20 protein-coding genes and 1 riboswitch are annotated in these 22,301 nt (G+C 69.0%); of the genes, 4 read left to right on the top strand and 16 right to left on the bottom strand.

Going from position 1 to position 22,301, the window contains the following annotated elements:
- Positions 1 to 16 precede the first annotated feature (16 nt).
- Positions 17 to 1,603 (bottom strand): GMC oxidoreductase, encoded by a 1,587-nt coding sequence (locus OO69_RS32330; protein ID WP_033284416.1) that lies wholly within the window; start codon positions 1,601 to 1,603, stop codon positions 17 to 19.
- Positions 1,604 to 2,165: 562 nt separating this feature from the next.
- Positions 2,166 to 3,308: a glycosyltransferase family 4 protein gene (locus OO69_RS32325; RefSeq protein ID WP_033284511.1), complete on the bottom strand. Its 1,143-nt coding sequence runs from the start codon at positions 3,306 to 3,308 to the stop codon at positions 2,166 to 2,168.
- A gap of 131 nt (positions 3,309 to 3,439) precedes the next feature.
- Here OO69_RS32325 and OO69_RS32320 point away from each other — a divergent pair, with 131 nt between their 5' ends.
- Entirely contained in the window at positions 3,440 to 4,675 is a 1,236-nt protein-coding gene (locus tag OO69_RS32320; RefSeq protein WP_033284415.1) for a glycosyltransferase family 87 protein, read from the top strand.
- 17 nt (positions 4,676 to 4,692) lie between these two features.
- Here OO69_RS32320 and OO69_RS32315 read toward each other — a convergent pair whose 3' ends face one another.
- The 5 genes from OO69_RS32315 to OO69_RS32295 form a co-directional block, all read right to left on the bottom strand.
- Positions 4,693 to 5,883 (bottom strand): hypothetical protein, encoded by a 1,191-nt coding sequence (locus OO69_RS32315; RefSeq protein WP_234444587.1) that lies wholly within the window; start codon positions 5,881 to 5,883, stop codon positions 4,693 to 4,695.
- A 30-nt stretch (positions 5,884 to 5,913) separates the two neighbouring features.
- On the bottom strand, positions 5,914 to 6,936 hold the full coding sequence (locus OO69_RS32310; RefSeq protein WP_033284413.1) for an NlpC/P60 family protein: 1,023 nt from the start codon (positions 6,934 to 6,936) through the stop codon (positions 5,914 to 5,916).
- Positions 6,937 to 7,177: 241 nt separating this feature from the next.
- Positions 7,178 to 8,212 (bottom strand): C40 family peptidase, encoded by a 1,035-nt coding sequence (locus tag OO69_RS32305; protein ID WP_033284412.1) that lies wholly within the window; start codon positions 8,210 to 8,212, stop codon positions 7,178 to 7,180.
- Positions 8,213 to 8,422: 210 nt separating this feature from the next.
- The gene (locus OO69_RS32300) at positions 8,423 to 9,766 is read right to left on the bottom strand and encodes an NYN domain-containing protein (protein WP_033284411.1); all 1,344 of its coding nucleotides are present in this window, start codon (positions 9,764 to 9,766) and stop codon (positions 8,423 to 8,425) included.
- Between the two features lie 38 nt (positions 9,767 to 9,804).
- Entirely contained in the window at positions 9,805 to 10,044 is a 240-nt protein-coding gene (locus OO69_RS32295) for a hypothetical protein (protein ID WP_033284410.1), read from the bottom strand.
- A gap of 161 nt (positions 10,045 to 10,205) precedes the next feature.
- On the opposite strand from OO69_RS32295, the gene OO69_RS32290 reads away from it, so the two are divergent.
- Together OO69_RS32290 and OO69_RS32285 are read left to right on the top strand one after the other, a co-directional pair.
- On the top strand, positions 10,206 to 10,940 hold the full coding sequence (locus OO69_RS32290) for a rhomboid family intramembrane serine protease (RefSeq protein ID WP_033284409.1): 735 nt from the start codon (positions 10,206 to 10,208) through the stop codon (positions 10,938 to 10,940).
- Entirely contained in the window at positions 10,937 to 11,218 is a 282-nt protein-coding gene (locus OO69_RS32285; protein WP_019062383.1) for an Lrp/AsnC family transcriptional regulator, read from the top strand. Before OO69_RS32290 ends, OO69_RS32285 begins: the two co-directional genes overlap by 4 nt.
- 641 nt (positions 11,219 to 11,859) lie before the next feature.
- Here the strand turns inward: OO69_RS32285 and OO69_RS32280 are convergent.
- The 6 genes from OO69_RS32280 to OO69_RS32255 all read right to left on the bottom strand — a co-directional run bounded on the left by OO69_RS32280 (position 11,860) and on the right by OO69_RS32255 (position 18,976).
- Complete coding sequence (locus OO69_RS32280; protein WP_033284408.1) at positions 11,860 to 13,221, bottom strand: aminotransferase class V-fold PLP-dependent enzyme; 1,362 nt, start codon at positions 13,219 to 13,221, stop codon at positions 11,860 to 11,862.
- 164 nt (positions 13,222 to 13,385) lie between these two features.
- Positions 13,386 to 13,502, bottom strand: a riboswitch (SAM riboswitch).
- 76 nt (positions 13,503 to 13,578) lie between these two features.
- On the bottom strand, positions 13,579 to 14,643 hold the full coding sequence (gene trpD / locus OO69_RS32275; RefSeq protein WP_033284407.1) for an anthranilate phosphoribosyltransferase: 1,065 nt from the start codon (positions 14,641 to 14,643) through the stop codon (positions 13,579 to 13,581).
- A gap of 133 nt (positions 14,644 to 14,776) precedes the next feature.
- Entirely contained in the window at positions 14,777 to 16,417 is a 1,641-nt protein-coding gene (locus OO69_RS32270) for a cytochrome b (RefSeq protein ID WP_033284406.1), read from the bottom strand.
- Positions 16,414 to 17,469: a ubiquinol-cytochrome c reductase iron-sulfur subunit gene (locus OO69_RS32265; protein WP_033284405.1), complete on the bottom strand. Its 1,056-nt coding sequence runs from the start codon at positions 17,467 to 17,469 to the stop codon at positions 16,414 to 16,416. Before OO69_RS32265 ends, OO69_RS32270 begins: the two co-directional genes overlap by 4 nt.
- The gene (locus OO69_RS32260; RefSeq protein ID WP_033284404.1) at positions 17,466 to 18,275 is read right to left on the bottom strand and encodes a c-type cytochrome; all 810 of its coding nucleotides are present in this window, start codon (positions 18,273 to 18,275) and stop codon (positions 17,466 to 17,468) included. The genes OO69_RS32265 and OO69_RS32260 overlap by 4 nt, the downstream gene beginning before the upstream one ends.
- 80 nt (positions 18,276 to 18,355) lie before the next feature.
- Positions 18,356 to 18,976 carry a cytochrome c oxidase subunit 3 gene (locus OO69_RS32255; RefSeq protein WP_019067823.1) on the bottom strand — a complete coding sequence of 207 codons (621 nt, stop codon included), beginning with the start codon at positions 18,974 to 18,976 and terminating at the stop codon, positions 18,356 to 18,358.
- 193 nt (positions 18,977 to 19,169) lie between these two features.
- On the opposite strand from OO69_RS32255, the gene OO69_RS32250 reads away from it, so the two are divergent.
- Entirely contained in the window at positions 19,170 to 19,571 is a 402-nt protein-coding gene (locus OO69_RS32250; protein WP_033284403.1) for a response regulator transcription factor, read from the top strand.
- A 77-nt stretch (positions 19,572 to 19,648) separates the two neighbouring features.
- Here the strand turns inward: OO69_RS32250 and OO69_RS32245 are convergent, their stop codons facing one another.
- From OO69_RS32245 to OO69_RS32235, 3 genes are all read right to left on the bottom strand, one after another.
- Entirely contained in the window at positions 19,649 to 20,914 is a 1,266-nt protein-coding gene (locus OO69_RS32245) for a L,D-transpeptidase (protein ID WP_033284402.1), read from the bottom strand.
- A gap of 130 nt (positions 20,915 to 21,044) precedes the next feature.
- Positions 21,045 to 21,443 (bottom strand): cytochrome c oxidase subunit 4, encoded by a 399-nt coding sequence (locus OO69_RS32240; RefSeq protein WP_033284401.1) that lies wholly within the window; start codon positions 21,441 to 21,443, stop codon positions 21,045 to 21,047.
- Positions 21,440 to 22,301, bottom strand: an 862-nt coding sequence (locus OO69_RS32235) for a cytochrome c oxidase subunit I (protein WP_033284400.1), incomplete at its 5' end; no start/stop codon positions are given. The genes OO69_RS32235 and OO69_RS32240, both read right to left, overlap by 4 nt.

The raw sequence follows: 22,301 nt of genomic DNA, 5'->3' as shown, positions 1-22,301 counted from the left end.
CGGTACGGGAGTTGGGCTACGACGCGGTGTCCTCGGCGAGGACCCGCGTCATCGTCCTTTCCGCGAGTGCGGTGATCGTCACGAACGGGTTGACCCCGATCGAGCCGGGCACCAGCGAGCCGTCGGTGATGTACAGCTTCGAATACCCCTTCACCCGGCCGTAGTTGTCGGTCGCCTGGCCCAACACGCAGCCGCCGAGCGGGTGGTAGCAGAAGTCGTCGGCGAAGACCTTGCTGGTGGAGCCGAACAGGTCGTACCGGTAGATGGTCCCGTTCGCCGCGTTGATCCGGTCGAACAGCTTCTTCGCCATGGCGACCGAGACCGCGCTCTGCGCCGCGGTCCAGCCGAGTTTCACGGTCCCGGAGGCGGAGTCGTACGTGAACGACGCCCGCTGCGGGTTCTTCGTGATCGCCAGATACAGGCTGATCCAGTGCTCGATGCCCATCGGCAGCGGGGCGATCTCCGCGAAGACGGGGTTGTCGGTGTTGGCCCAGTCGTCGATGCCCATGACCGGCATCGTCGACTCGTTGGCGCCGACGGTGTCCCAGACGTGGTTGGCACGCCCGACCATCGTGTTGCCGTTGGTCCCCCAGCCCGCTCCGACGCTCGCGTTGAGGGCCGGGAGGGTGCCCGTGTCCCGTGCGCGGACGAGGAGTTCGGTGGTGCCGAGGCTGCCGCCGCCGAGGAACAGATAGGTGCAGCTGTACTGCTTGGTCTCGACGACCGTACCGGTGTCGTCGATCCGGTCGACGGTCAGGACGTACGACCCGTCGCTAGCCCGAGTCACCCCCCTCACCTTCTCCATGGTGTGGATGGTGACCTTGCCGGTGCCGAGCGCGGCGGCGAGGTAGGTCTTGTCGAGGCTCTTCTTGCCGTAGTTGTTGCCGTAGATGACCTCGGCGGCGAGCGCGGACTTGGTGGCAGTGCCGGCGGCCTCCTTCTGCATGTAGCCGAAGTCGTAGACGTTGGGCACGAAGGTGGTCTTCAGGCCGGCGGTCGTGGCGGCCTTCCGTGAGGTGCGGGTGAACTGGTACCACTCCGTCGACTCGAACCAGGTCGGGTCCACTGTGTTGACGCCGAGCATGGTGCGGGCGCGCGGGAAGTACGTGGCGTACATCTCGGTGGCGTCGACGGTGGGGAACTGCTCGGTGAAGTACGACTGGAGCGGGGTGACGGCCATGCCCCCGTTGACCAGGGACCCCCCACCAACACCGCGCCCCACGTACACGGACATGTTGTCGTAGTGCACGCGGTCCAGGACGCCGGGGTACAGGCCGATGTCCTTGTTGACGATGTCCAGCCACAGGAAGGTGGCGAGCGGGGCCTCGGTGCGGGTCTTGAACCACATGGACCGCTGGTCCGGGGCGGAGGTGGAACAGAAGACCTTTCCGTCCGCACCCGCCGTGTTCCAGAGCCTACCCATCTCCAGGACCAGGGTGGTGATACCGGCCTGCCCGAGCCGGAGCGCGGCGACCGCACCGCCGTAACCGGACCCGACGACGATCGCCGGGGCGGTCTGGACGGCGGCGGGTTCGACGGCCTGCGCGGACTGCAGACCGATACGGGTGAGACCGGCGGTGGCGGCGGTCTGCAGGGCGATCATGCCCAGGATTTGACGTCTCGTCAGCTGATGCTGCGTCAGTTTTGCTGTCATGCGCGCAGCATGTGCGGATTATTGGGTTCCGCCAAGGGGCTGCGGCGGTTTTGGGGCGCGGTGGGGGGTGCCGGGTGCGGTGGTCGGGCGGGTGCGGGTGGGTGGGGGCTGGTCGCGCAGTTCCCCGCGCCCCTAAAAACCAGGGGGTTCCGCCGTGCGACCGCTGCAGAGTCGCCGGTGTCACGGTCCCGCCCCGGAAAGCAGGGGGTTGCCCAGGGTCGCCGCCCCCGCCACTCGGGCAAGCCGGGGTTCGGTCACACGGCACACCGCAAACACCCGCAACCGCCCGTCCTTTAAGGGGCGCGAGGAACTGCGCGACCAGCCACACACGACTCGCAGCCGCCCGACAAACCCCCGCCTTCAGGGGCGCGAGGAACTACGCGACCAGCCCCCACCACCCCGCACCCGCTCGGCGCAACCCCCTGCTTTTAGGGGCGCGGGGAACTGCGCGACCAGCCCCCACCACCCCGCAGCCGCCCGACAACCGCACCCGGCACCCCAAATGGCGCCCCTACAGCAACGCCCTCAACTTCTCCGCAAGGAGGTCCCACCGCCACCGCTCCTCCACCCACTGCCGCCCCCGCTCCCCCATGTTCTGACGAAGCTCCGGGTCGGCAAGCAGCGCGAGGATGCGGTCGGCGGCCTCCTCCGGCGAGCCACCCCGGACGACCCAACCGGTCTCCCCGTCGAGGACCGCGTCGGGCGCGCCCCCGGAGTCCCCGGCAACGACGGGCAGCCCCGTGGCGGACGCCTCCAGATAGACAATGCCGAGGCCCTCCACGTCAAGCCCCCCGCGCCGGGTCCGGCAGGGCATCGCGAAGACGTCCCCGGCGCCGTAGTGGGCGGGCAGTTCGGACCAGGGCACGGCACCCGTGAAGCGGACGGAGTCACTCACACCCGTCTCCCGCACAAGCCGCCGCAGATCCTTCTCGTACGGCCCGCCCCCCACGATCAGCAGCACGGCCTCCGGCTCCCGGGCCAGAATGCGCGGCATCGCAAGGATCAACGTGTCCTGCCCCTTGCGCGGCACCAGCCGCGAGACGCAGACGACCACCGGCCGTTCGGTCAACCCAAGGCGGGACCGGACCTCAGCGCCACCCGAACCCGGATGGAAGACCTTCTCGTCCACACCGGGCGGGAGTTGGACCATCCGCGCGGCCGCCTCCGGACTCAGCGCCGCGGCGATGCGCGAGCGCGTGTACTCCCCGAGGTAGGTGACCGTGTCGGTGGACTCCCCGATACGGTGCAGGAGTTGACGCGAGGCGGGCAGTTGCGCCCACCCGGCCTCGTGCCCGTGGGTCGTGGCGACCAGCCGTTCCGCGCCCGCCTTCCGCAACGCCGGCGCCATCAGCCCGAGCGGCGCCGCCGCCCCGAACCACACCGCCGTACACCCGTGTTCACGCAGCAGCCCCACCGCCCGGCGGGTCGCGGCAGGCGTCGGCAACAGCATGGTCGTGGCGTCCCGTACGACGGTGAACGGCTGCTCGGCGTCGAACGCCGCCGTCGCCTCCGCGCCCTCCCGCCCGCGCTTCCAGGTCGAGGCGTAGACCACGAGCCGCTCCGGATCCAGCCGTAGCGCCATGTTGTGCAGGAACGCCTGGATGCCACCGGGCCGGGGCGGAAAGTCATTGGTCACGATCAGGGTCTTGCGCACGCGGCAGACCCTACCGGCCCCACCGGACGACGACTCACAGGCCCGCACGGCCGCGCTTCATGGCCATCGCACAGCAGATCGGGAGAACATGTGCCCCACATCCGCAGGCACGGCACGGAACAGGGGCTCAGGTGGAGATCGCGGGCGCGGGACGGCGGCTGGCGCCGCTGCTGGGAACCTGGGGCCTGACCCGAGTCGTACTCCTGCTGTTCGTGTTCAAGGTGCTCGTGTTCCCGGGCCCGGACGTCACCAGCGACGTGTCGGTGATCTACCAGGGCTGGTACGAGACACTCCGCCACGGCGGTTTCCCGCTGGACGACGTCACCTGGCAGTACCCGCCCGCCGCCGCCCTCCCGATCCTCTCCCCCGCCCTGCTGGGCTTCCTGGACTACGCGTCGGCGTTCTTCGTCCTCGCCTTCCTCGCCGACCTGACCGTCCTGGCCCTGCTCCTGTACACGGGCCTGCGCCCCGGCCGCACCCTCCGCGGCGCCTGGGTCTGGACCGCGGGCGTCCCCCTCCTCGGCCCGACCGTGTACGCGCGCTACGACGTGATGGTGACCGCGGTGGCCGTGGCAGCGCTGCTCGCCGGCACCCGCCACCCCCGCGTGATGGGAGCACTGGCCGGCTTCGGAGCGCTCCTCAAGGTCTGGCCGGCACTGCTCCTGCTGGGCGCGGTCAAGCGCCGGGCGTGGGGAGCGGCGGCGCTGACGGTGGCAGCGATCGCGTCGCTCTTCGCGGTGTCGATGCCGGGCGCGTTCGCCTTCCTGAACTTCCAGCGCAACCGCGGCACGGAGGTGGAGTCCCTGGGCTCCCTCGTCTTCCACGTGGCCCGCCACTTCGGCTGGCCGGGCCAAGTCCTCCTGAACTACGGCTCGGTGGAGTTCGTCGGCCCGTACGTCAACTGGGTCAGCACGGCCGCCCTGGGCCTCACCGCGATGGCCTTCGGCTGGATCGTGCTCTGGCGCCTGATGGCGGCCCGCTTCCTCCCCCACACCCTCGCGGACGCGGCCTTCGTCGCGGTCCTGATGTTCACGGTCACCAGCCGCGTCATCAGCCCCCAGTACGTCGTCTGGCTGATCGGCCTCGCAGCCGTCTGCTCCTGCTTCCGAGCCAGCCGCATGCGGCTCCCGGTCACCCTGGTCCTGGCAGCGGCCTTCGTCACGGTCCTGGAATTCCCGATCTGGTTCGCCCACGTGGTCGCCAGCGACGGCCTCGGCGTGACCCTCCTGACCGTCCGCAACGGCCTGCTGATCGCAGCGACCCTCACCGCCGCACGGGAGCTGTGGCGGGCATCGGTCACCTGGGCGGACGTACCGCCACTGCCCAGTCAGGCGACGCGGTCGAAGGCGACTTCGGCGTCGTCCTGAGCCAAGACCCTTTCAGATCAGGCGAGTTGACCCTTCAGATACTCCCGCCACTCCGCCGTGAAGCCCCCCAGCGTCACCCCGAGGACACTCTTCAACGCGTCCTCCACCGCCCCCGACCGCTTCTTGTGGGCCCCGACTGCCCTGTAGAACTTGCCCAGTTGGTCGACCCCCCACCGGTCCTCGATCATCCGGCAGGCCATCCAGCCGCCCTCGTAGGCCTGCGCGAGCTTCGTCGGATCGCTGTCGAAGCCGAAGTCCTTGTCGGTGGGGAGGGCGGTCGGGAGGTCGCCGTCCTCGACGGCGCGGTAGAGCTCCGGGGCGGCCTGGGTGGGGGTGCGGCCGGTGCCCCGGTAGCCGATCCAGTCGGCGTAGCCCTCCGAGAGCCAGAGGGGGGTGGCGGAGGTGGTGTGGGCCCGCGTGGCCACATGGGTCGTCTCGTGGGTCAGGACCACCTGCTTGCCCACCGAACCCAGGAGCGCGTACGCCTCCGGGTTGACGATGATCCGGTCCGCGGGCGCGCTGCCCGAGCCGCCCGCCTCGCCCGTCGTCACCGCGGCGATGCCCCGGTAGGAGGCCGCCGGTGAGCCCAGGAGGCCCGCCATGCCGTCCAGGGAGCCGGGGACGAGCACGACGACGTGCCGGGTCCAGTCCGTGCCCCACGCGGCCGACACGGCCGGTACGGCGTGGTCCGCGAGGGAGCGGTAGTCGTCGAGGCCGTCGGCGTCCTGGCCGACCCCCATCACCAGGCTGTGCGCGCCCTTGACCACGCTCACCTTCCCCTGGTCCCACAGCTGCTGGCCGGACTTCTTCGCGGGCTTGTCGGAGTCCACGTACCACTGGTCGTCCGCCGTGAGGCGGAGGCCGAGCGTGCGGCCGACCGTGACGGGTGAGGTGTCGTAGCCCTTGACCTTGTAGCTCAGCTCGGCGTCGGCGGTCGCCGTGGCGCCACTGGGGTGGAAGGAGGTCAGGCGGTAGGACCAGGAGGCGAAGGGGACGGCGCTCAGGTTCTCGTACGCCGTGCGCGCTCCGGTCCTGGTGTACGCCGGCTCGTCGTGGCGCAGGACCGCCGCGGACTGACGGTCGAGGAGGCTCTGGACCTCCGCCTTCGCGCTGTTCGCCGCCGGCTGCCCGCCGCACGACACCAGCGAGCCGAGCAGCAGACACAGCGCGAGCACTCCGGAGCGCGACGCCCGCCTACGACCAGTCACTTCCCGATCGTACGACCCTTTCGGGCGGGTTCAGACCCTCGTGACCGACGAGATGGGCATCATGCCGACCGGGTCGTAGCGCACCGGCGCGCCGGGGTAGGGGGCGTGGATGACCTGGCCGTTGCCGACGTACATGCCGACATGGCTGGCGTCGGAGCGGTAGACGACCAGGTCGCCGGGCTGGGCCTGGGAGAGCGGGATCTGATGGCCGGCGTAGCGCTGTTCCTGCGAGGTGCGCGGGAGGTGGACGCCCGCGTGGGCGTACGACCACTGCATCAGGCCGGAGCAGTCGAAGCCGCCGGGGCCGTTGGCGCCCCAGATGTACGGCTTGCCGAGAGCGGAGTGGGCGGCGGCCACGGCGGCGGCCGCGCGGCCCGAGGAGGGGACGCCGGCGCCGAGGTCGGGGATGTCCTCGCGGGTGGAGCGGGAGGCCCGGTCGAAGGAGGCGCGCTCGGCGAGCGGCATCTGGTTGAGGAGCTGCCGGGCCTTGGCGAGTTTCCGCTCGACGGTCTTCTTGTGGGTGGCGACGGCCTTGCGGCTGCGCTCCAGTTCGGCGAGGTGTCCGGCGGCCTCGGTGCGTTCCTGGGCGAGTTCGCGCATGGCCTCCTGGAGGTCCTTGAGCTGGCCCGCCTGCTGGGTGGTGATGCGGTCGAGGACGGAGGCCTTGTCGAGGTAGTCGGCCGGGTCGTCGGAGAACAGCAGCGCGACGGTGGGGTCGATGCCGCCGGAGCGGTACTGGGCGCCGGCGAGTGAACCCAGCGCGTCCCGCATGGTGTTGATGCGCTGCTGCTGCCGGGCGATCCGGTCCTGCGCGTCGCTGACCTGCCGGTGCAACTGCCCGGCGCTCTCGTCGGCCTTGTCGTAGGCCTCGGTCGCCCGCTCCGCCTCCTGGTAGAGCCGGTCCACCTCGGCCTTGGAGTCGTCGTGCGGCGCGGCCACGGCGGAGGTGGCCGGCAGGGCGCCGAGGGCCGCGGCGGCGGCGCTCAACACACAGACCGCGGCGCTGGCGCCTCGGTCGAACCCGGACGGTGCAGGGCGGCGACGGGATCCCACGGGGAGTCGCACTCCTTCCGCTGGCGGACACGGACCGCTTCCCCGGTGCGGGGAAACGCGCCAGACAGTAGCTCTGTGAAGGGGTGCGGGCCAAAGACCGCCGCAGGCACACAACGTGACGCCCCGCCTATGACGCAGGTCATCGGCGGGGCGCGGGGTCAGCCTGGTGTGTCGTAATTCGCCCGTTCGGGCGGTGCCCAAGGGCCGGAGAACGACCGGAGGGGAACCGGACGAGGTCGGATCAGATCCGGACGCCGAACTCGAAGGTCATGTTGCTGATCGCCTCGTAGCGGACCACGGCACCGGTGTGCGGTGCGTGCAGCACCTGGCCGTTGCCCGCGTAGAGACCGACGTGGTGGAAGTCGCCGTAGAAGATGACCAGGTCGCCGACCTTGAGGTCGCTCTGGCTGTAGATCCGGGTGCCGGCGTTCGCCTGCGCCTCGGACGTGCGGGGTATGGAGACACCCGCCTGCGCGTAGGCCCAGGAGGTGAGGCCGGAGCAGTCGAAGGAGGACGGGCCCGAGGCGCCGTAGACGTACGGGGAGCCGATCACGGACTGGGCGGCGGCGAAGGCGGAGGCGGCGCGGCCGGAGGCGGAACCGGTGTTGCCGAGGTTCACCCGCGAGCTGGAGCGGTTGGCGGCCTGCGCCTGCTCCTGGTCCAGCGCCGCCTTCTCCGCGGCGGTCAGGGTGTTGAGCAGCTTCTGGGCCGAGGCCAGCTTCGCCTTGACCTCGTCCTTCTTCTTCTTGAGCTCGGTGCGGGTGGCGGAGAGATCCTTGAGCTTGCTGCTCGCCTCCGCGCGCTCCTGGGCGAGTTCGCGCTGCTTGCCCTGGATCTTCGTGAGCGCCTCGACCTGCTGACTGCTCAACTGGTCCATCGTGGACGCCTTGTCGAGGTAGTCGTCCGGGTTCGAGGACAGGAACAGCTGGATCGAGGGGTCGATGCCCCCGGTGCGGTACTGGGCGCTCGCCATCGTGCCGAGGCCGTCCCGGAGCTTGTTGAGCTCCTCCTGGCCGCGGGCGACGTTGTCCTGGATGGTGGAGATCTCCTTCTGGAGCTTCTCCTGCTTCTCCTGGGCGCCGTCGAGCTTCTCGGTGGCCTGCTCGGCCTGCTCGTAGAGGGCGTCGACCTTCGCCTTGACCTCGTCCTTGCTGGGCTTCTCGCTCGGCGCGGCATTGGCGGCCTGAGCGCTGAAGGCAACGGCGGCTGCGGCTGCGGTGGTCAGCACAGTCACACGCGTGCGGCTCGGCTGCTTCGGTCGACGATGGGACGCCACGGAGTCGAGCTCCTTCTATTGAGTGATCACCCGTTCGGAGGTTCGAGGCCTGACCCTAGTGATGTTTCTGTGATCAGTTCAAATCCTCACACGAAAAAATGCTGTCACTCAAAGCATTCTTTGCACATAACCAACGTGCAGTGATGGCCGATTGACGCTACGTTGCGTGACGGTTCGGTCAATTCCGGCATTAAACCTGTACGTTGACCTTCACGACAGTCGCTTGAGGAGTACCGCAGAAGCGACGGGCCGGGCGCCCGCCTTCGCGATGCCGTCGGCCACCTCGCGGTCGGTCGACGCGACGATCACCGGCCGGCCCGGCGGCTCGGCGCGCACCAGCTGGCGGATCAACTCGTCGGCGGTGACGCCCGGTTTGGAGAACAGCACCCGCACTCCGCGCGGCGGCGCGAGCAGCACCGGCGCGGCCAGCTCGGCCCCGTCGAAGACACAGGTGACCTCGGCGCCGGTCTGCGCGGCGAGCTGCGAGAGCTGCCCCAGAAGCCTCAACCGCTGCTTCTCCAGGGGCATTTGGGGATAGCCGGTCTTGGTGACGTTGTAGCCGTCGACGACCAGGTGGGCCTGCGGCAGCGCGAGCAACTGGTCGAGGATCGCGGGGTCGTTGTCCGACAGCGCCCGCGCCGCGATGTCCTTCGGGGTCATTCGTCCCGGTTCGACCGCGTCGACGGTCTCGGCGGGCCGTACGGAGACCGGCGGCAGAGCCAGTTCCCTCCGCAGCCCCTGGGCCGCGTCCAGCACGGTGTCGAGCAGCAGCCGTACCCGCATGTCCTCGACGCTGCGGCCCTCACGGGCGGCCTTGCGGGTGGCCTCCAGGGCCGCCTCCGCCTCGCCCAGCCGGGCCTTGAGGCGGCGGCTCTCGCTCTCGGCGGCGGACACCTGGGTCTGCGCCTCGGCGCGCGCGGCGTCCGTCTCGGCCCGCAGCTTGCGCAGGGCGGCCTCGCCGCGCTTGACGTCGCTGTGGGCGGCACGCAGCTTGCGGTGCAGCGAGTCCGCTTCCTTCTTCGCCGCGTCCAGCTCGGTGCGCAGCCGCTCCGTGTCGGCCCGGGTCGCGTCCCGCGCCTGCGCCAACTCCTCGCGCAGCCGCTCCAGTTCGGCCCGGCTCTCCTCGTCGGCGCGCTCGGCGTCGGCGCGCAGCGCCTCCTCGCCGGCGGCGGTCACCAGCTTCACCCAGCCGGTGGGGCGCAGAACATAGGCCGCGGCCGCCACGTCGAGCGGATCCGCGGCCGGGGGCGGCGAGCCGGAGTCGAGAGCGCCCGCGAGCTCCGACTGGGCCTCTCTGAGCTTCTCCCCGATCCGCTGCCGGAACAGCGGATCGGTCTCCAGCGCGGCGGCCATCGCGTTCCCCGCGAACTTGGCGCGCCGGTTGGGGGCGAAGCGGGCGTACTGTCGTAGCTGCGCGGGCAGTTCGGCGACGGTGAGGCCGCCGAAACCGTCCGACACGATCTGTACGACTCGTCTCCGCACGCCGTCGGGCAGCGGACGGTCGAGCACCTCGGCGGCGCCGTCGCCCGGCCCCCCGCCTGAGTTCTCCACCATCCCTCACACCCCAACCATTTGTGCGGGGCCACTCCCTCTCAGGAGCCGGCGCCCGGCCTGTCCACGAGTTCCACCTGATCCACGGCGTTGCACCAGCGGCAGCGCACCGACTCGATGGTCTCACTGACCACCTCGCGCTCCTCCACCTTCGGCTCACCCGCCAGGTCCAGGTGGAGGTACTCCACGACCTTCGACGAGCGCGTCACGTCGAAGCGCGTGAGGTTGCCGCAGAGGGTGCAGCGCCACCGCGTGGAGCCGGTCGGCAGGGGAACCGTCATCGTGGCTGTCCGCTTCCTTCTTGTTCCAGTTTCCGTGATCGCCGGTTTCCCCGGCGAGTGTGGCTCGTAACCCTACGGCCTGGCGGGTACTCGCCGCTCGGCCGTCCACAGCGGCGATTCACCCTGTCCCGTTGCGTCCCGTTACGTCATGCTCTGTAGCCATGATCAGCAACTGGGGCCCGGCCCTCATCAGGACGTTCCGCGGCACCTCCGCGCCCATGACCTACGCCCTGATCGCCCTGTGCTGCCTGATCTTCGTCCTCGGCCCGGCCTCGGGCTTCGTCCCGTCCTACGGCACCGGGGACACGCTGCTCGCGGCCCAGCGGGCGTACTTCCGCCGCTGGGGCGTGGTCCCGGCCGACCTGTTCGGCCACCCCGCCCGCGAGGCCCTGACCCCGGTCACGGCCCTGTTCATCCACGGCAGCTGGATCCATCTCCTCGGCAACATGCTCTTCCTCTACGTCTTCGGAGCGATGACCGAGGAACGGCTGGGCCGGGTCGAGTTCACCCTGTTCTACCTGGTCTGCGGGTACCTCGCGCTGCTGGGCTACGCGGTGGCCAACGCCGGCTCCGAGCAGTCGCTGGTCGGCGCGTCCGGGGCGATCTCGGCGGTCCTCGGGGCGTTCCTGTACTTGTTCCCCCGGGCACGCGTGACGAGTCTCCTCCCCTTCCTCTTCTTCCTGCCGTTGCGCTTCCCCGCGTGGGTCGTGCTGCCGTTCTGGGTCGCCCTGCAGTGGCTGGCGGCGGGGCAGGCGGCGACGGGGCCGGGGGTGGCGTACCTCGCCCACCTCGTGGGCTTCACGTTGGGGTTCGGCTACGCGTGGGTGAGATTCGGTCGTACGACTAGAGTTGGGGCCGCCCCAGTAACGGTCCCCGAGGGAGAGAACCAGCCGTGATCACCGCGATCGTCCTCATCAAGACCAGCGTGGACCGGATTCCCGAGATCGCCGAGTCGATCGCCGCGCTCGAATCTGTGAGCGAGGTCTTCTCCGTCACCGGTACGTACGACTTGATCGCGATGGTTCGGGTGCGGCAGCACGAGGATCTGGCCGAGGTGATTCCCGGGCGGATCTCGAAGATCCCCGGGGTGGAGGGGACGGATACGCACGTCGCCTTCCGGACTTACTCGCAGCATGACCTTGAGGCTGCGTTCGCCATTGGGCTGGACTCGTGAGGTTGGGCGCCTAGTGGGGTGGGGGGCGCGGATCGTTTGCGGGTGACCGGTCCGTCGTGGCTGGTCGCGCAGTTCCCCGCGCCCCTTAGGGGGGTGCCGTCGAGGGCGTTTGCCTCATACCGCCGGGACGCAGCCGCTTCCACAGGGCGACCAGCGCACACCAGTTCACGACCTCCCAGGCTGGCAGCTCGGTGCGGTGCGGGTCTCCGTGGCCGCAGCCACCGATACGCCAGTCGGCCGCCCGGCACGAACAGCCCGTGCGCGTCCGCCGTGAGCGGGCCGAAGGTGACCTGCCGGCCCGCCTCGATCCGGTCGAGCATCGCCGGTACCTGAGCGTCGGCCACCCGCTTCTCAGGGGGCTCGACGACCATCACCCCCAGCTCGGTCTGCCGCTCGTGGACAAGGAAGCCCTGTTCCACCCCGTCACCGAACCGCAGCAGATGCCGGTGGACCAAGGTGTACCAGGCCCTGTCGCCGTTCTCGTTGGCCCCGACGTTCGCGTCGACGGTGGAGCGCCGGCGCGTCACGTCCGCCCAGCGACGGGCCCGCGCCCCGCGGACGAGGACGAACCCCTCCTCGTACAGGTGGACGGGTCTGCCGCCGCCGCGCTCACCTCAGGTGGAATCCCCACCCTCGGATGGTCACACGGCCGGGACGCAACGGCCGTCCTCCGTACGGTAGTTCCACTTGGCGCCGTCGGTCACGAGCTCCCGTACGGCCGTGATGAACCGCTCGACGTGCTCGTCCGGGGTGCCCGCGCCGAAGCTGACGCGGATGGCGTTGAGGGACTTCTCGCCCGGGGCCGCCTCGGGGGCGCCGCACTCGCCCTGGGTCTGGGGGTCGGAGCCCAGGAGCGTGCGGACCAAGGGGTGGGCGCAGAAGAGGCCGTCGCGGACGCCGATGCCGTACTCGGCGGAGAGGGCGGCGGCGAAGTGGGAGCTGTTCCAGCCGTCGACGACGAAGGAGATGACGCCGACTCGCGGGGCGTCGTCGCCGAACAGGGACAGGACCTTCACCTCGGGGACCTCGGCCAGGCCCGCCCGTACCTTCTCGATCAGGTGCTGCTCGCGGGCGACCAGGGTGTCGAAGCCCGCCTCCGTCAGGGCCTTGCAGGCCGACGCGATGGAGTAGGCGCCGATGACGTTCGGGGAGCCGGCCTCGTGGCGGGCCGCGCTGTCGTGCCACTCCACGTCCACTCCCCCGTCCTCGCGCCGCGTGACCTTGCGGCTGGCGCCGCCGCCCGCGAGGTAGGGGTCGGCGGCCTGGAGCCAGTCGGCTCGGCCCGCCAGGACGCCCGAGCCGAAGGGGGCGTAGAGCTTGTGGCCGGAGAAGGCGATCCAGTCGACGTCGAGGTCCTGGACGGAGACCGGGTGGTGGGGGGCGAGTTGGGCGGCGTCGAGGACGATCCGGGCGCCGTGGGCGTGGGCCGCGGCCGCCAACTCCCGTACGGGCCACAGCTCGCCGGTGACGTTCGAGGCGCCGGTGACGCAGACCAGGGCCGGGCCCTGCGGGTCGCGGGCGGCTAGGGCCTGCTCCAGGGTCTCGACCGCCTGGGCCGGGGTGCGCGGGGCGTTGAGGTAGGTGACCCGGGCGTCCTTCCAGGGGAGCAGGGACGCGTGGTGCTCGGTCTCGAAGACGAAGACCTGGCAGTCGGCGGGGAGGGCCGCGGCGAGGAGGTTCAGGGAGTCCGTCGTGGAGCGGGTGAAGATCAGCTGGTCGTCGGGGCGGCAGTCCAGGAACTCCTCGACCGTCTTGCGGGCGTTCTCGAAGAGGTCCGTCGACAGTTGCGAGAGGTAGCCGGCACCTCGGTGCACGCTGCCGTAGTACGGGGCGTAGGCCGCCACGTCGTCCCAGACGCGCTGAAGGGCGGGGGCGCTGGCCGCGTAGTCGAGCGCCGCGTAGGTGACCTCGCCGCCCGTGACGAGCGGGACGGTGACATCCCGGCCGAGAACGGGCAACGGGGCACAAATGGTCTGAACGGTGGCAACAGTGGAGACAGACATGGCGAACTCCCGTAAGAGGCAGGCGAATTCACTGCGCGAGCGGCATGGCTTCGGCGCAGGAAAGGGTGAAAGGGGATGTGCGGAGTGGGGGCTTCGCGCCCTATCGCATTCGCTTGCTCACAGAGAGCTCCCTCGATGACCAGGACCCCTGGTGTCTTTCGAGGGGCCCGCGCTTGCCGCAGACCTCGCTGCCTACGGCCTGGTCTTCACCCGGGGCACCCCGCCACGGACGGAGGGTTGCCGGACAGTCGGCCGGGGCCTCATGACTGTCACTCATGACCTGGTCAGAAAACTTACGCGAGGTGATCGTCGTCCCGCAACCCGTGTCCGGATCGCGGGACGACGACCGCCGTACCGCTACGCGTTGCTGGCCGCCGCCCAGCGCTCCAGCGTGCGCTTGGCCGCCCCGGAGTCGATCGACTCCGCCGCCTTCGCCATCCCGGCCCGGATCCGGTCCACCAGCGGCCCGTCCCCGGCCTCAAGCGCCACCAGGGCCGCCGCCGAGTTCAGGAGTACGGCGTCCCGCACCGGGCCTGTCTCGCCGTCCAGGAGACGGCGGGCGACGTTCGCGTTGTACTCGGGGTCGGCTCCGCGCAGGGCCTCCACCGGGACGAGTTCGAGGCCTACGTCCCTCGGGTCGAAGGCCTCCTCGGTGACCTTGCCTTCGCGGACGATCCACACCCGGGAGGTCGCCGTGGTCGTCAGCTCGTCCAGGCCGTCGTCGCCGCGGAACACCAGGGCGGAGGAGCCGCGTTCGGCCAGTACGCCCGCGATGAGCCCGGCCATGCGGGTGTCGAAGCAGCCGACCGCCGACGAGGTGACCTTGGCCGGGTTGGTGAGCGGGCCGAGGAGGTTGAACGCGGTCGGCACGCCCAGGTCCCGCCGGACCGCGCCCGCGAACCGCATCGTGGGATGGAACTTGGCCGCGAAGCAGAACGTGATCCCGGCCTCCTCCACCACCTGCGCGACCCGCTCGGGCGACAGCTCCAGGTTGATGCCGAGCCGCTCCAGCACGTCCGAGGAACCGCTCGCCGAGGAGGAGGCGCGGTTGCCGTGCTTGACGACCTTCGCGCCGGCCCCGGCGATCACAATCGCCGACATGGTCGAGATGTTGACCGTCTTGGCCCGGTCGCCACCCGTACCGACGATGTCGACGGCCGGTCCCGGGATGTGCAGCGGCTTGGCGTGGGCGTACATCGTCTCGACGAGGCCGTTGATCTCCTCGACGGTCTCGCCCTTGGCCCGCAGCGCCACCAGGAAGCCCGCGATCTGGGCGTCGGCCGCCTCGCCGCTCATGATGCGGTCCATCGCCCACGCCGTGTCGGCGGTGCTCAGGTCCTGTCCGGCCAGCAGCGCGCTCAGTACGTCGGGCCAGGAACGGGCCGCCGCGGTGTCGCCTCCAGCGGGGGTCACAGCGCTCATACGGCCGCTCCTGAGTGTCGTAGAAACATGGTCCGAAAGACATGCCCACCCTATCCAGCCGCGGGCACGGCGAAGGGCCCCGTCCGGTGTTCGGACGGGGCCCTTCGACTGTGGCGTGGCGACGCCTCAGCGATCAGTGGTGGCCGTGGCCGCTCGTGATCTCCTTGTACTCCTCGACGGTGGGCTTGGGGATCTGGGACTCCTCGCCGTAGTACGCCTCGCTCAGCTTGGCGCGCAGCTTCTGGGAGCCCTTCACCTTGCGCTCGACGCCGTTGTCGTCGACGGTCGCGCCGATCGCGGCCGGCTCGTACTGCTCGTGCGCGGTGAGCGTGTGCAGCGCGTCCTGGCTGAGCGGCTCGTGGATCTCGACGAACTCACCGTGCGGCAGGCGCTTGATGATGCCCGACTCGCGGCCGTGCAGCACCTTGTCCCGGTCGCGGCGCTGGAGGCCGAGGCAGACCCGCTTGGTGGCGATGAAGACCAGCACCGGCACCACGAAGAAGCCGACGCGCACGAACCAGGTGATCGAGTTGATCGACAGGTGGAAGTGCGTGGCCCAGATGTCGTTGCCGCCACCGATGAGCAGGACGAAGTACCACGAGATCCACGCGGCACCGAAGGCCGTACGGGTCGGGACGTTGCGCGGGCGGTCCAGGATGTGGTGCTCGCGCTTGTCGCCGGTGACCCAGGACTCGATGAACGGGTAGACCGCGATCGCGACCAGGACCAGCGGGAAGATGATCAGCGGGATGAACACGCCCAGGACGAGCGTGTGACCCCAGAAGTTGATCTCCCAGCCCGGCATGACACGGATCAGGCCCTCGGAGAAGCCCATGTACCAGTCGGGCTGCGCGCCCGTGGACACCATGTCCGGACGGTACGGACCCATGGACCAGATCGGGTTGATCGAGGCGATCGCCGCGACGGCCGCGATGACACCGAAGACCAGGAAGAAGAAGCCTCCGGCCTTGGCCATGTAGACCGGCAGCAGCGGCATGCCGACGACGTTGTTGTTCGTCTTTCCGGGACCCGCGAACTGCGTGTGCTTGTGGTAGAAGACCAGGATCAGGTGGCCGACCACCAGGCCGAGCATGATGCCCGGCAGCAGCAGGATGTGGATCGAGTAGAACCGCGCGACGAAGTCGCCGCCCGGGAACTCGCCGCCGAAGAGGAAGAACGACAGGTACGTGCCGACGATCGGCACGGACAGGACCGCGCCCTCCATGAAGCGGACACCGGTGCCGGAGAGCAGGTCGTCCGGGAGCGAGTAACCGGTGAAGCCGGTGAACATGCCCAGGACGAACAGCAGGAAGCCGAACAGCCAGTTGACCTCACGCGGCTTGCGGAACGCGCCCGTGAAGAACACCCGCATCATGTGCACGAACATGGCGGCGAGGAAGATCAGCGCCGCCCAGTGGTGGATCTGACGGATCAGCAGACCACCGCGCACATCGAAGGAGATGTGCATCGTCGAGTTGAACGCCTCCGACATCAGCTGCCCCTGGAGCGGGACATAGCTGCCGTGGTACGTCACCTCGTTCATCGACGGGTGGAAGAACAGCGTCAGATACACACCCGTGAGGATGATGATGATGAAGCTGTAGAGGCAGACCTCGCCCAGCATGAACGACCAGTGGTCGGGGAAGATCTTGCGCATGTTGGACTTGGCCAGGGAGTAGATCCCCAGGCGGCCGTCCGCCCAGTCGGCGATCTTCTCGCCGGCCGGTGCCTTCTCGCGCGAGCGCGAGTCGGAGGTGTTCGCCGTAGTACTCATCCGCGCTCCCAGAATGCAGGACCGACGGGCTCCTCGAAGTCGCCGAGCGCCTGGAGGTAACCCTCGTCGCTCACGCCGATGCGCAGCTGCGGCAGGGCGTGACCGGCCGGGCCGAAGATCACTCGGGCACCGTCGGAGAGGTCGAAGGTGGACTGGTGGCACGGGCACAGCACGTGGTGCGTCTGCTGCTCGTACAGGGAGATCGGGCAGCCCACGTGGGTGCAGATCTTCGAGAAGGCGACGATGCCCTCGTGCGCCCACTCCAGCTCGCGCTTGTCCTTGATGTTGTCCGGCTGGAGCCGGACGATCATCAGGGCCGACTTGGCGATCTCGGTCTGGAACTCCTCGTCGGTCTCCTCCAGGCCCTCGGGCTTGGCGAAGGTGAGCGAGCCGACGGCCACGTCCGAGGGACGCAGCGGCAGGTTCGTGTTCATGTTGACGAGCAGCTTGCCCTTGGACCACAGGGTGTGGCGGAGCTTCGTCCCCGGCAGCGGGCCGAGGTCACGCAGCAGCATGACGCCGGAGAGCGGGAACAGGGCCAGCGCGCCGAACATCGTGTTGCGGATCAGCTTGCGGCGGCCGAGCGCCGACTCCTTGGCACCGTCCTTGAAGTCGGCCATGACCTTGGCCTTGACCTCGGGGGGCGCCTCGATCGCGTGCCGCTCGTCGGCGATCTCCACGTCGGACATCAGGGTGCGGGCCCAGTGGACCGCGCCCGCGCCGATGGTGAAGAGCGCTCCGCCGAGGGTCAGACCCAGCGCGAAGTTGAGCGCGTTGATGTGACCGATCGGGAAGACGAAGATCGCCTTGTCGTGCGGGATCGCCACGTAGGAGGCGATGAAGCCGACCGTGAGGAGCATCGACAGGGTGAACAGGAAGGCGACGACGCGCTCGGACCGCTTGGCGGCCCGCTCGTCGATGTCCTGGACACGGTGCTCGTGCGGCGGCAGTCCCGGGTCGGCGAACGGGTCCTGCTCGTCCGCGACCGACACCGCGCCGTGCGCGTCCTGCTCAGCGGGCAGGTTCTCTTCTGGAATGTCTTGGCTACTCATGACTTCTTGGCCTTTGCGGTCCGAGCGGCGACCCAGACGGCTACCGCGATCAGCGCGCCCAGACCGAAGATCCAGGCGAAGAGACCCTCACTGACCGGACCGAGACCGCCCAGCTCAAGCCCGCCGGGGCTCTCGGTGTTGTCGCCGTTGACCGCGTTGAGGTACGCGATGATGTCCTTCTTGTTCTTCGACGACAGCGTGGTGTCGGGGAAGGAAGGCATGTTCTGCGGGCCGGTCTGCATGGCCTCGTAGATGTGCTTCGGAGCGACACCCTCAAGGCTCGGCGCGAACTTGCCGTGCGTCAGCGCGCCGCCCTTGCCGGTGAAGTTGTGGCACTGGGCGCAGTTGGTGCGGAACAGCTCGCCACCCTTGGCGATGTCCGAACCGGCGGGCCCGTACTCGTTCTTCGTCGGGATCGCGGGACCGGCGCCCAGCGAGGCGATGTACGCCGCGAGCTGGTCGATCTCGGCCTGCGAGTAGATGACCTTCTTGGCCGGGATCTGAGCACCCGGCTGCTGCGCCGGCATCCGGCCGGTGCCGACCTGGAAGTCGACCGCCGCGGCGCCGACACCCACCAGGCTCGGACCGTCGGAGGTGCCCTGACCGCCGGTGCCGTGGCAGCTTGCGCAGCCGACGGCGAACAGCTTCTTGCCCTCGTCGATGGCGAGGGACTGGGCGGACTCGTCGGCCTGCGCCTTGCTCGCGGGCGCGAACGCGGCGTACAGCCCCCCAGTTGCCGCCAGCGCGAAGAGTAGGACGACGACCGCCGCCAGCGGATGGCGTCGTCGGGTGGAGAGCTTTTTCACGGATTACCCCGGTGTCAGGATCTTCTGCGTCGATGCTTCTGGAATGTGCGCTTCTTGGCTGCGCGCGGGATCGGGCCCGACTACTTGATCAAGTAGATCGTGGCGAAGAGGCCGATCCAGACGACATCGACGAAGTGCCAGTAGTAGGACACGACGATGGCCGCGGTCGCCTGTTCGTGAGTGAACCTCTTCGCCGCGTAGGTACGTCCGAGGACGAACAGGAAGGCGATGAGGCCGCCCGTCACGTGCATGCCGTGGAACCCGGTGGTCAGGTAGAACACCGAGCCGTACGGGTCGGAGGACAGCGACAGGCCGTCCTTCTTCACCAGCTCCGTGTACTCGAAGATCTGACCGCCGATGAAGATCGCACCCATCACGAACGTGATGATGAACCAGCCCCGGAGCTTCTTCACATCCCCGCGCTCGGCGGCGAAGACGCCGAGCTGGCAGGTGAGGGAGGAGAGCACCAGGATCGTGGTGTTGGTCGCGGAGAACGGAAGGTTGAGATGGCTCGCCATCTCCTTCCAGTGATCCGGACCGGTCACCGATCGCAGGGTGAAGTACATCGCGAAGAGGGCCGCGAAGAACATCAGCTCGGAACTCAGCCAGATGATGGTTCCGACGCTGGTGAGGTTCGGCCGGTTGACCGACGGGTGCGCGTGCCCGGTTTCTACTGTCGTTGCTGTCGCCACGACCGACATTATGTCGGTCGCTTATCCCGCCCTCACTCCGGGGGGTGCCGTTCGGAGTGTTCGCAGCGTGTGTACTGCCCGTATGGCCCATCGCAGGGGTGTTCCAACAGGTGTTGACGGGGTGTTCAAGGGAGTAGCATCCGCCGCATCGGTACCCGGGGTTCCCGATCAACACGGTGCTTCTCAGATGCGTGGAGGAACAATGCAGCCGACTGCCACGGTGCTCGTCTACAGCGACGACTCCAACACCCGCGAGCAGGTGCGGCTCGCCTCCGGCAGGCGGCCGGCGTCCGACGTGCCGTTGGTCGAGTTCCTCGAGTGCGCCACGCCTGCGGCGGTTCTGAAGGAGCTGGACCGGGGTGGGATCGATGTCTGTGTGTTCGACGGGGAGTCCTCGCCGATGGGGGGCATGGGGTTGTGCCGTCAGGTGAAGGACGAGGTCTTCAACTGCCCGCCGGTGCTGGTGCTGATCGGGCGGCCTCAGGATGCGTGGCTCGCCACGTGGAGCCGTGCGGAGGCCGCGGTGACCCTTCCGGTGGATCCCGTTGAGTTCGCGGCCTCTCTTGCCTCTCTGTTGCGTGAGAAGCGGGCGTTGAGCGCCTAGTGGGGTGGGGCGCGAGTTTCGTGGCGACTGCGGGCCGGCTGTGGCTGGTCGCGCAGTTCCCCGCGCCCCTGGGGATGTCACGCTGACTCTGGGCGCAAACGTGCCGCGTCCTCCGGCCTCGGACCGTCCGGGGTTCCGCCTACCAGTGCGCTGCCGGCCCGCCAGTTCTTCCAGCCGAGGTTCCAGTCGCCGTAGCCGTTGCCGAAGGGTTCCATCTCGTCGCCGTTCGAGTTGATGACCTTGACCACGTCACCCTCGTGGACGGTGTCGAAGAACCACTCGGCGTTGCTGGTGCTCATGCCGGTGCAGCCGTGGCTGACGTTCTCGGAGCCCTGGGAGCCCACCGACCAGGGGGCGGCGTGGACGTACTCGCCGCTCCAGGTGACGCGGGTCGCGTAGTACACCGGGAGGTCGTACGAGTCCGAGGAGCCCTCGGAGATGCCGACGGTGGTTCCGCGCATCCGTACGAAGTACTCCTTGCCCAGTACGACCTTGACGCCGTTTCGGGTCTCGAAGCCGGGCTTGCCGGTGGTGACGGGGATCTCGTTGATCTCCTCGCCGTTCTTGTAGACCGTCATCTCGTGGGACGCGGCGTCCGTCACGGCGACGATCTTGTCGCCGGTGGTGAGCTTGAGGGCCTTCGAACTGCCGCCCCACAGGCGGTCGCTGATCTTCACGCCGTCGAGGTCGCTGCGCACCTGGACGGTGGCGTGGGCGGGCCAGTAGTCCTTGGGGCGGTAGTGGAGTTCCTTGTCGTCCACCCAGTGCCAGGCGCCCTCGACGGCGGGTACGGAGTCCACCCTGAGGGCGCGTTCCACGATGGCCCGCTGCGCCTTGTCCTTGACGGGCGTGTTCAGTTCGGCGGTGACCGGCTGGCCGACGCCGTACTTGCCCGCGTCGGGGCCGAACTTCACGGTCAGGCTCTTCTTGGCGGTCGGCTTGCTGGTGTCGAAGGTGAGGACCTTGCGGCCGGGGGCGCCGTCCTCGTCCTCCGTGCTCACGCTGACCGTGTAGTGGGCGTTGGCGGCCAGCGGGGAGGTGCTGTGCCAGCGAGTGCCGTCGGCGGCGAGTTCGCCCGTGACGTAGCGCCCCGTGGCGTCCACGGCGGTGACGTCCGTGATGCGGCCGTCGTCACCGGAGGCGGTGACGGCCAGAGGCTTGTCGGGGTCGACCTTCTTGCCCTTGCCGGACGGACCGTTGAAGGAGATCTGCCCCGCCGCGTCGTACGGCTTGGCCGACAGCGGGTTGCCGCCGTCGGACCCGCAGGCGGTGACGCCCGCGCCGAGGGAGATCACCAGCAGAGTGCAGCTGACGACGGTGCGGGTGCGCGGAGAGTGGTTCATGGGGTCACGCTATGAAGCTTCGTCAGCCCCGGCGCGGTGAGTAACCCGGACGAGGGACCGGCGTTGCGGCAAAAGCACGAGCCCGGACCCTCCTGACGGAGTGTCCGGGCTCGCGAGTGTTCCGCGCGTGCTACTGGGTGCGGTCTTCACCGCGGTAGTACTCGAAGACCCAGCCGTACAGGCCGATCATGATGATCGGGGCGGAGAAGTACAGCAGCCACCAGCCGATCGCGATCGACAGGAAGGCCAGTGCGCCACCGACACCGAGGGCGAGGGGCTGCCAGCTGTGCGGGCTGAAGAAGCCCACCTCGCCGGCCTCGTCCGCGACGTCGGCCTCCTTGTTGTCCTGCGCGAGCGTGTCGATCCGCCGGGCCGTGAAGCCCAGGTAGAAGCCGACCATGATGCACAGGCCGAAGGCCATGAAGAGGGCCGTGGTACCGGCCGCCTCCTTGGACCAGACGCCGTAGACGATCGCCGTGGCGAGCACGAAGACGGCCAGCCACATGAACATCCTGCCCTGGACCTTCACTTGCCCGCCTCCTTGCCGCCAGTGAGGGCCTTGTCACCGTGATGCGCGTTCTCGAGCTGGTCGAGAGCGGCGATCTCCGGGTGGTGCAGGTCGAACGCCGGGGATTCGCTGCGGATCCGCGGCAGGGTGAGGAAGTTGTGCCGCGGCGGCGGGCAGGACGTCGCCCACTCGAGCGAACGGCCGTAGCCCCACGGGTCGTCGACCTCGACCTTCTTGCCGTACTTGGCCGTCTTCCACACGTTGTAGAGGAACGGCAGGATCGACAGGCCGAGCAGGAAGGAGCTGATCGTCGAGATCGTGTTCAGGGCGGTGAAGCCGTCGGCCGCGAGGTAGTCCGCGTAACGACGGGGCATGCCCTCGGCACCCAGCCAGTGCTGGACCAGGAAGGTGCCGTGGAAGCCGATGAACAGCGTCCAGAAGGTGATCTTGCCGAGGCGCTCGTCGAGCATCTTGCCGGTCATCTTCGGCCACCAGAAGTGGAAGCCGGAGAACATCGCGAACACGACCGTGCCGAAGACCACGTAGTGGAAGTGGGCGACGACGAAGTACGAGTCCGAGACGTGGAAGTCCATCGGCGGCGAGGCCAGGATGACACCGGTCAGACCACCGAAGGTGAAGGTGATCAGGAAGCCGGTGGCCCAGAGCATCGGGGTCTCGAAGCTCAAGGACCCCTTCCACATCGTTCCGATCCAGTTGAAGAACTTCACGCCTGTTGGCACGGCGATGAGGAACGTCATGAAGGAGAAGAACGGCAGGAGCACTCCGCCGGTGACGTACATGTGGTGGGCCCACACGGTCACGGAGAGGCCGGCGATGGAGATCGTGGCCGCGACCAGTCCCATGTAGCCGAACATCGGC

The organism is Streptomyces sp. NRRL F-525 (assembly GCF_000716605.1).
Lineage (GTDB): Bacteria > Actinomycetota > Actinomycetes > Streptomycetales > Streptomycetaceae > Streptomyces.
The sequence above is the reverse complement of the archived record's forward strand: the minus strand, read 5'-3'. Positions and strand labels throughout refer to the sequence as shown.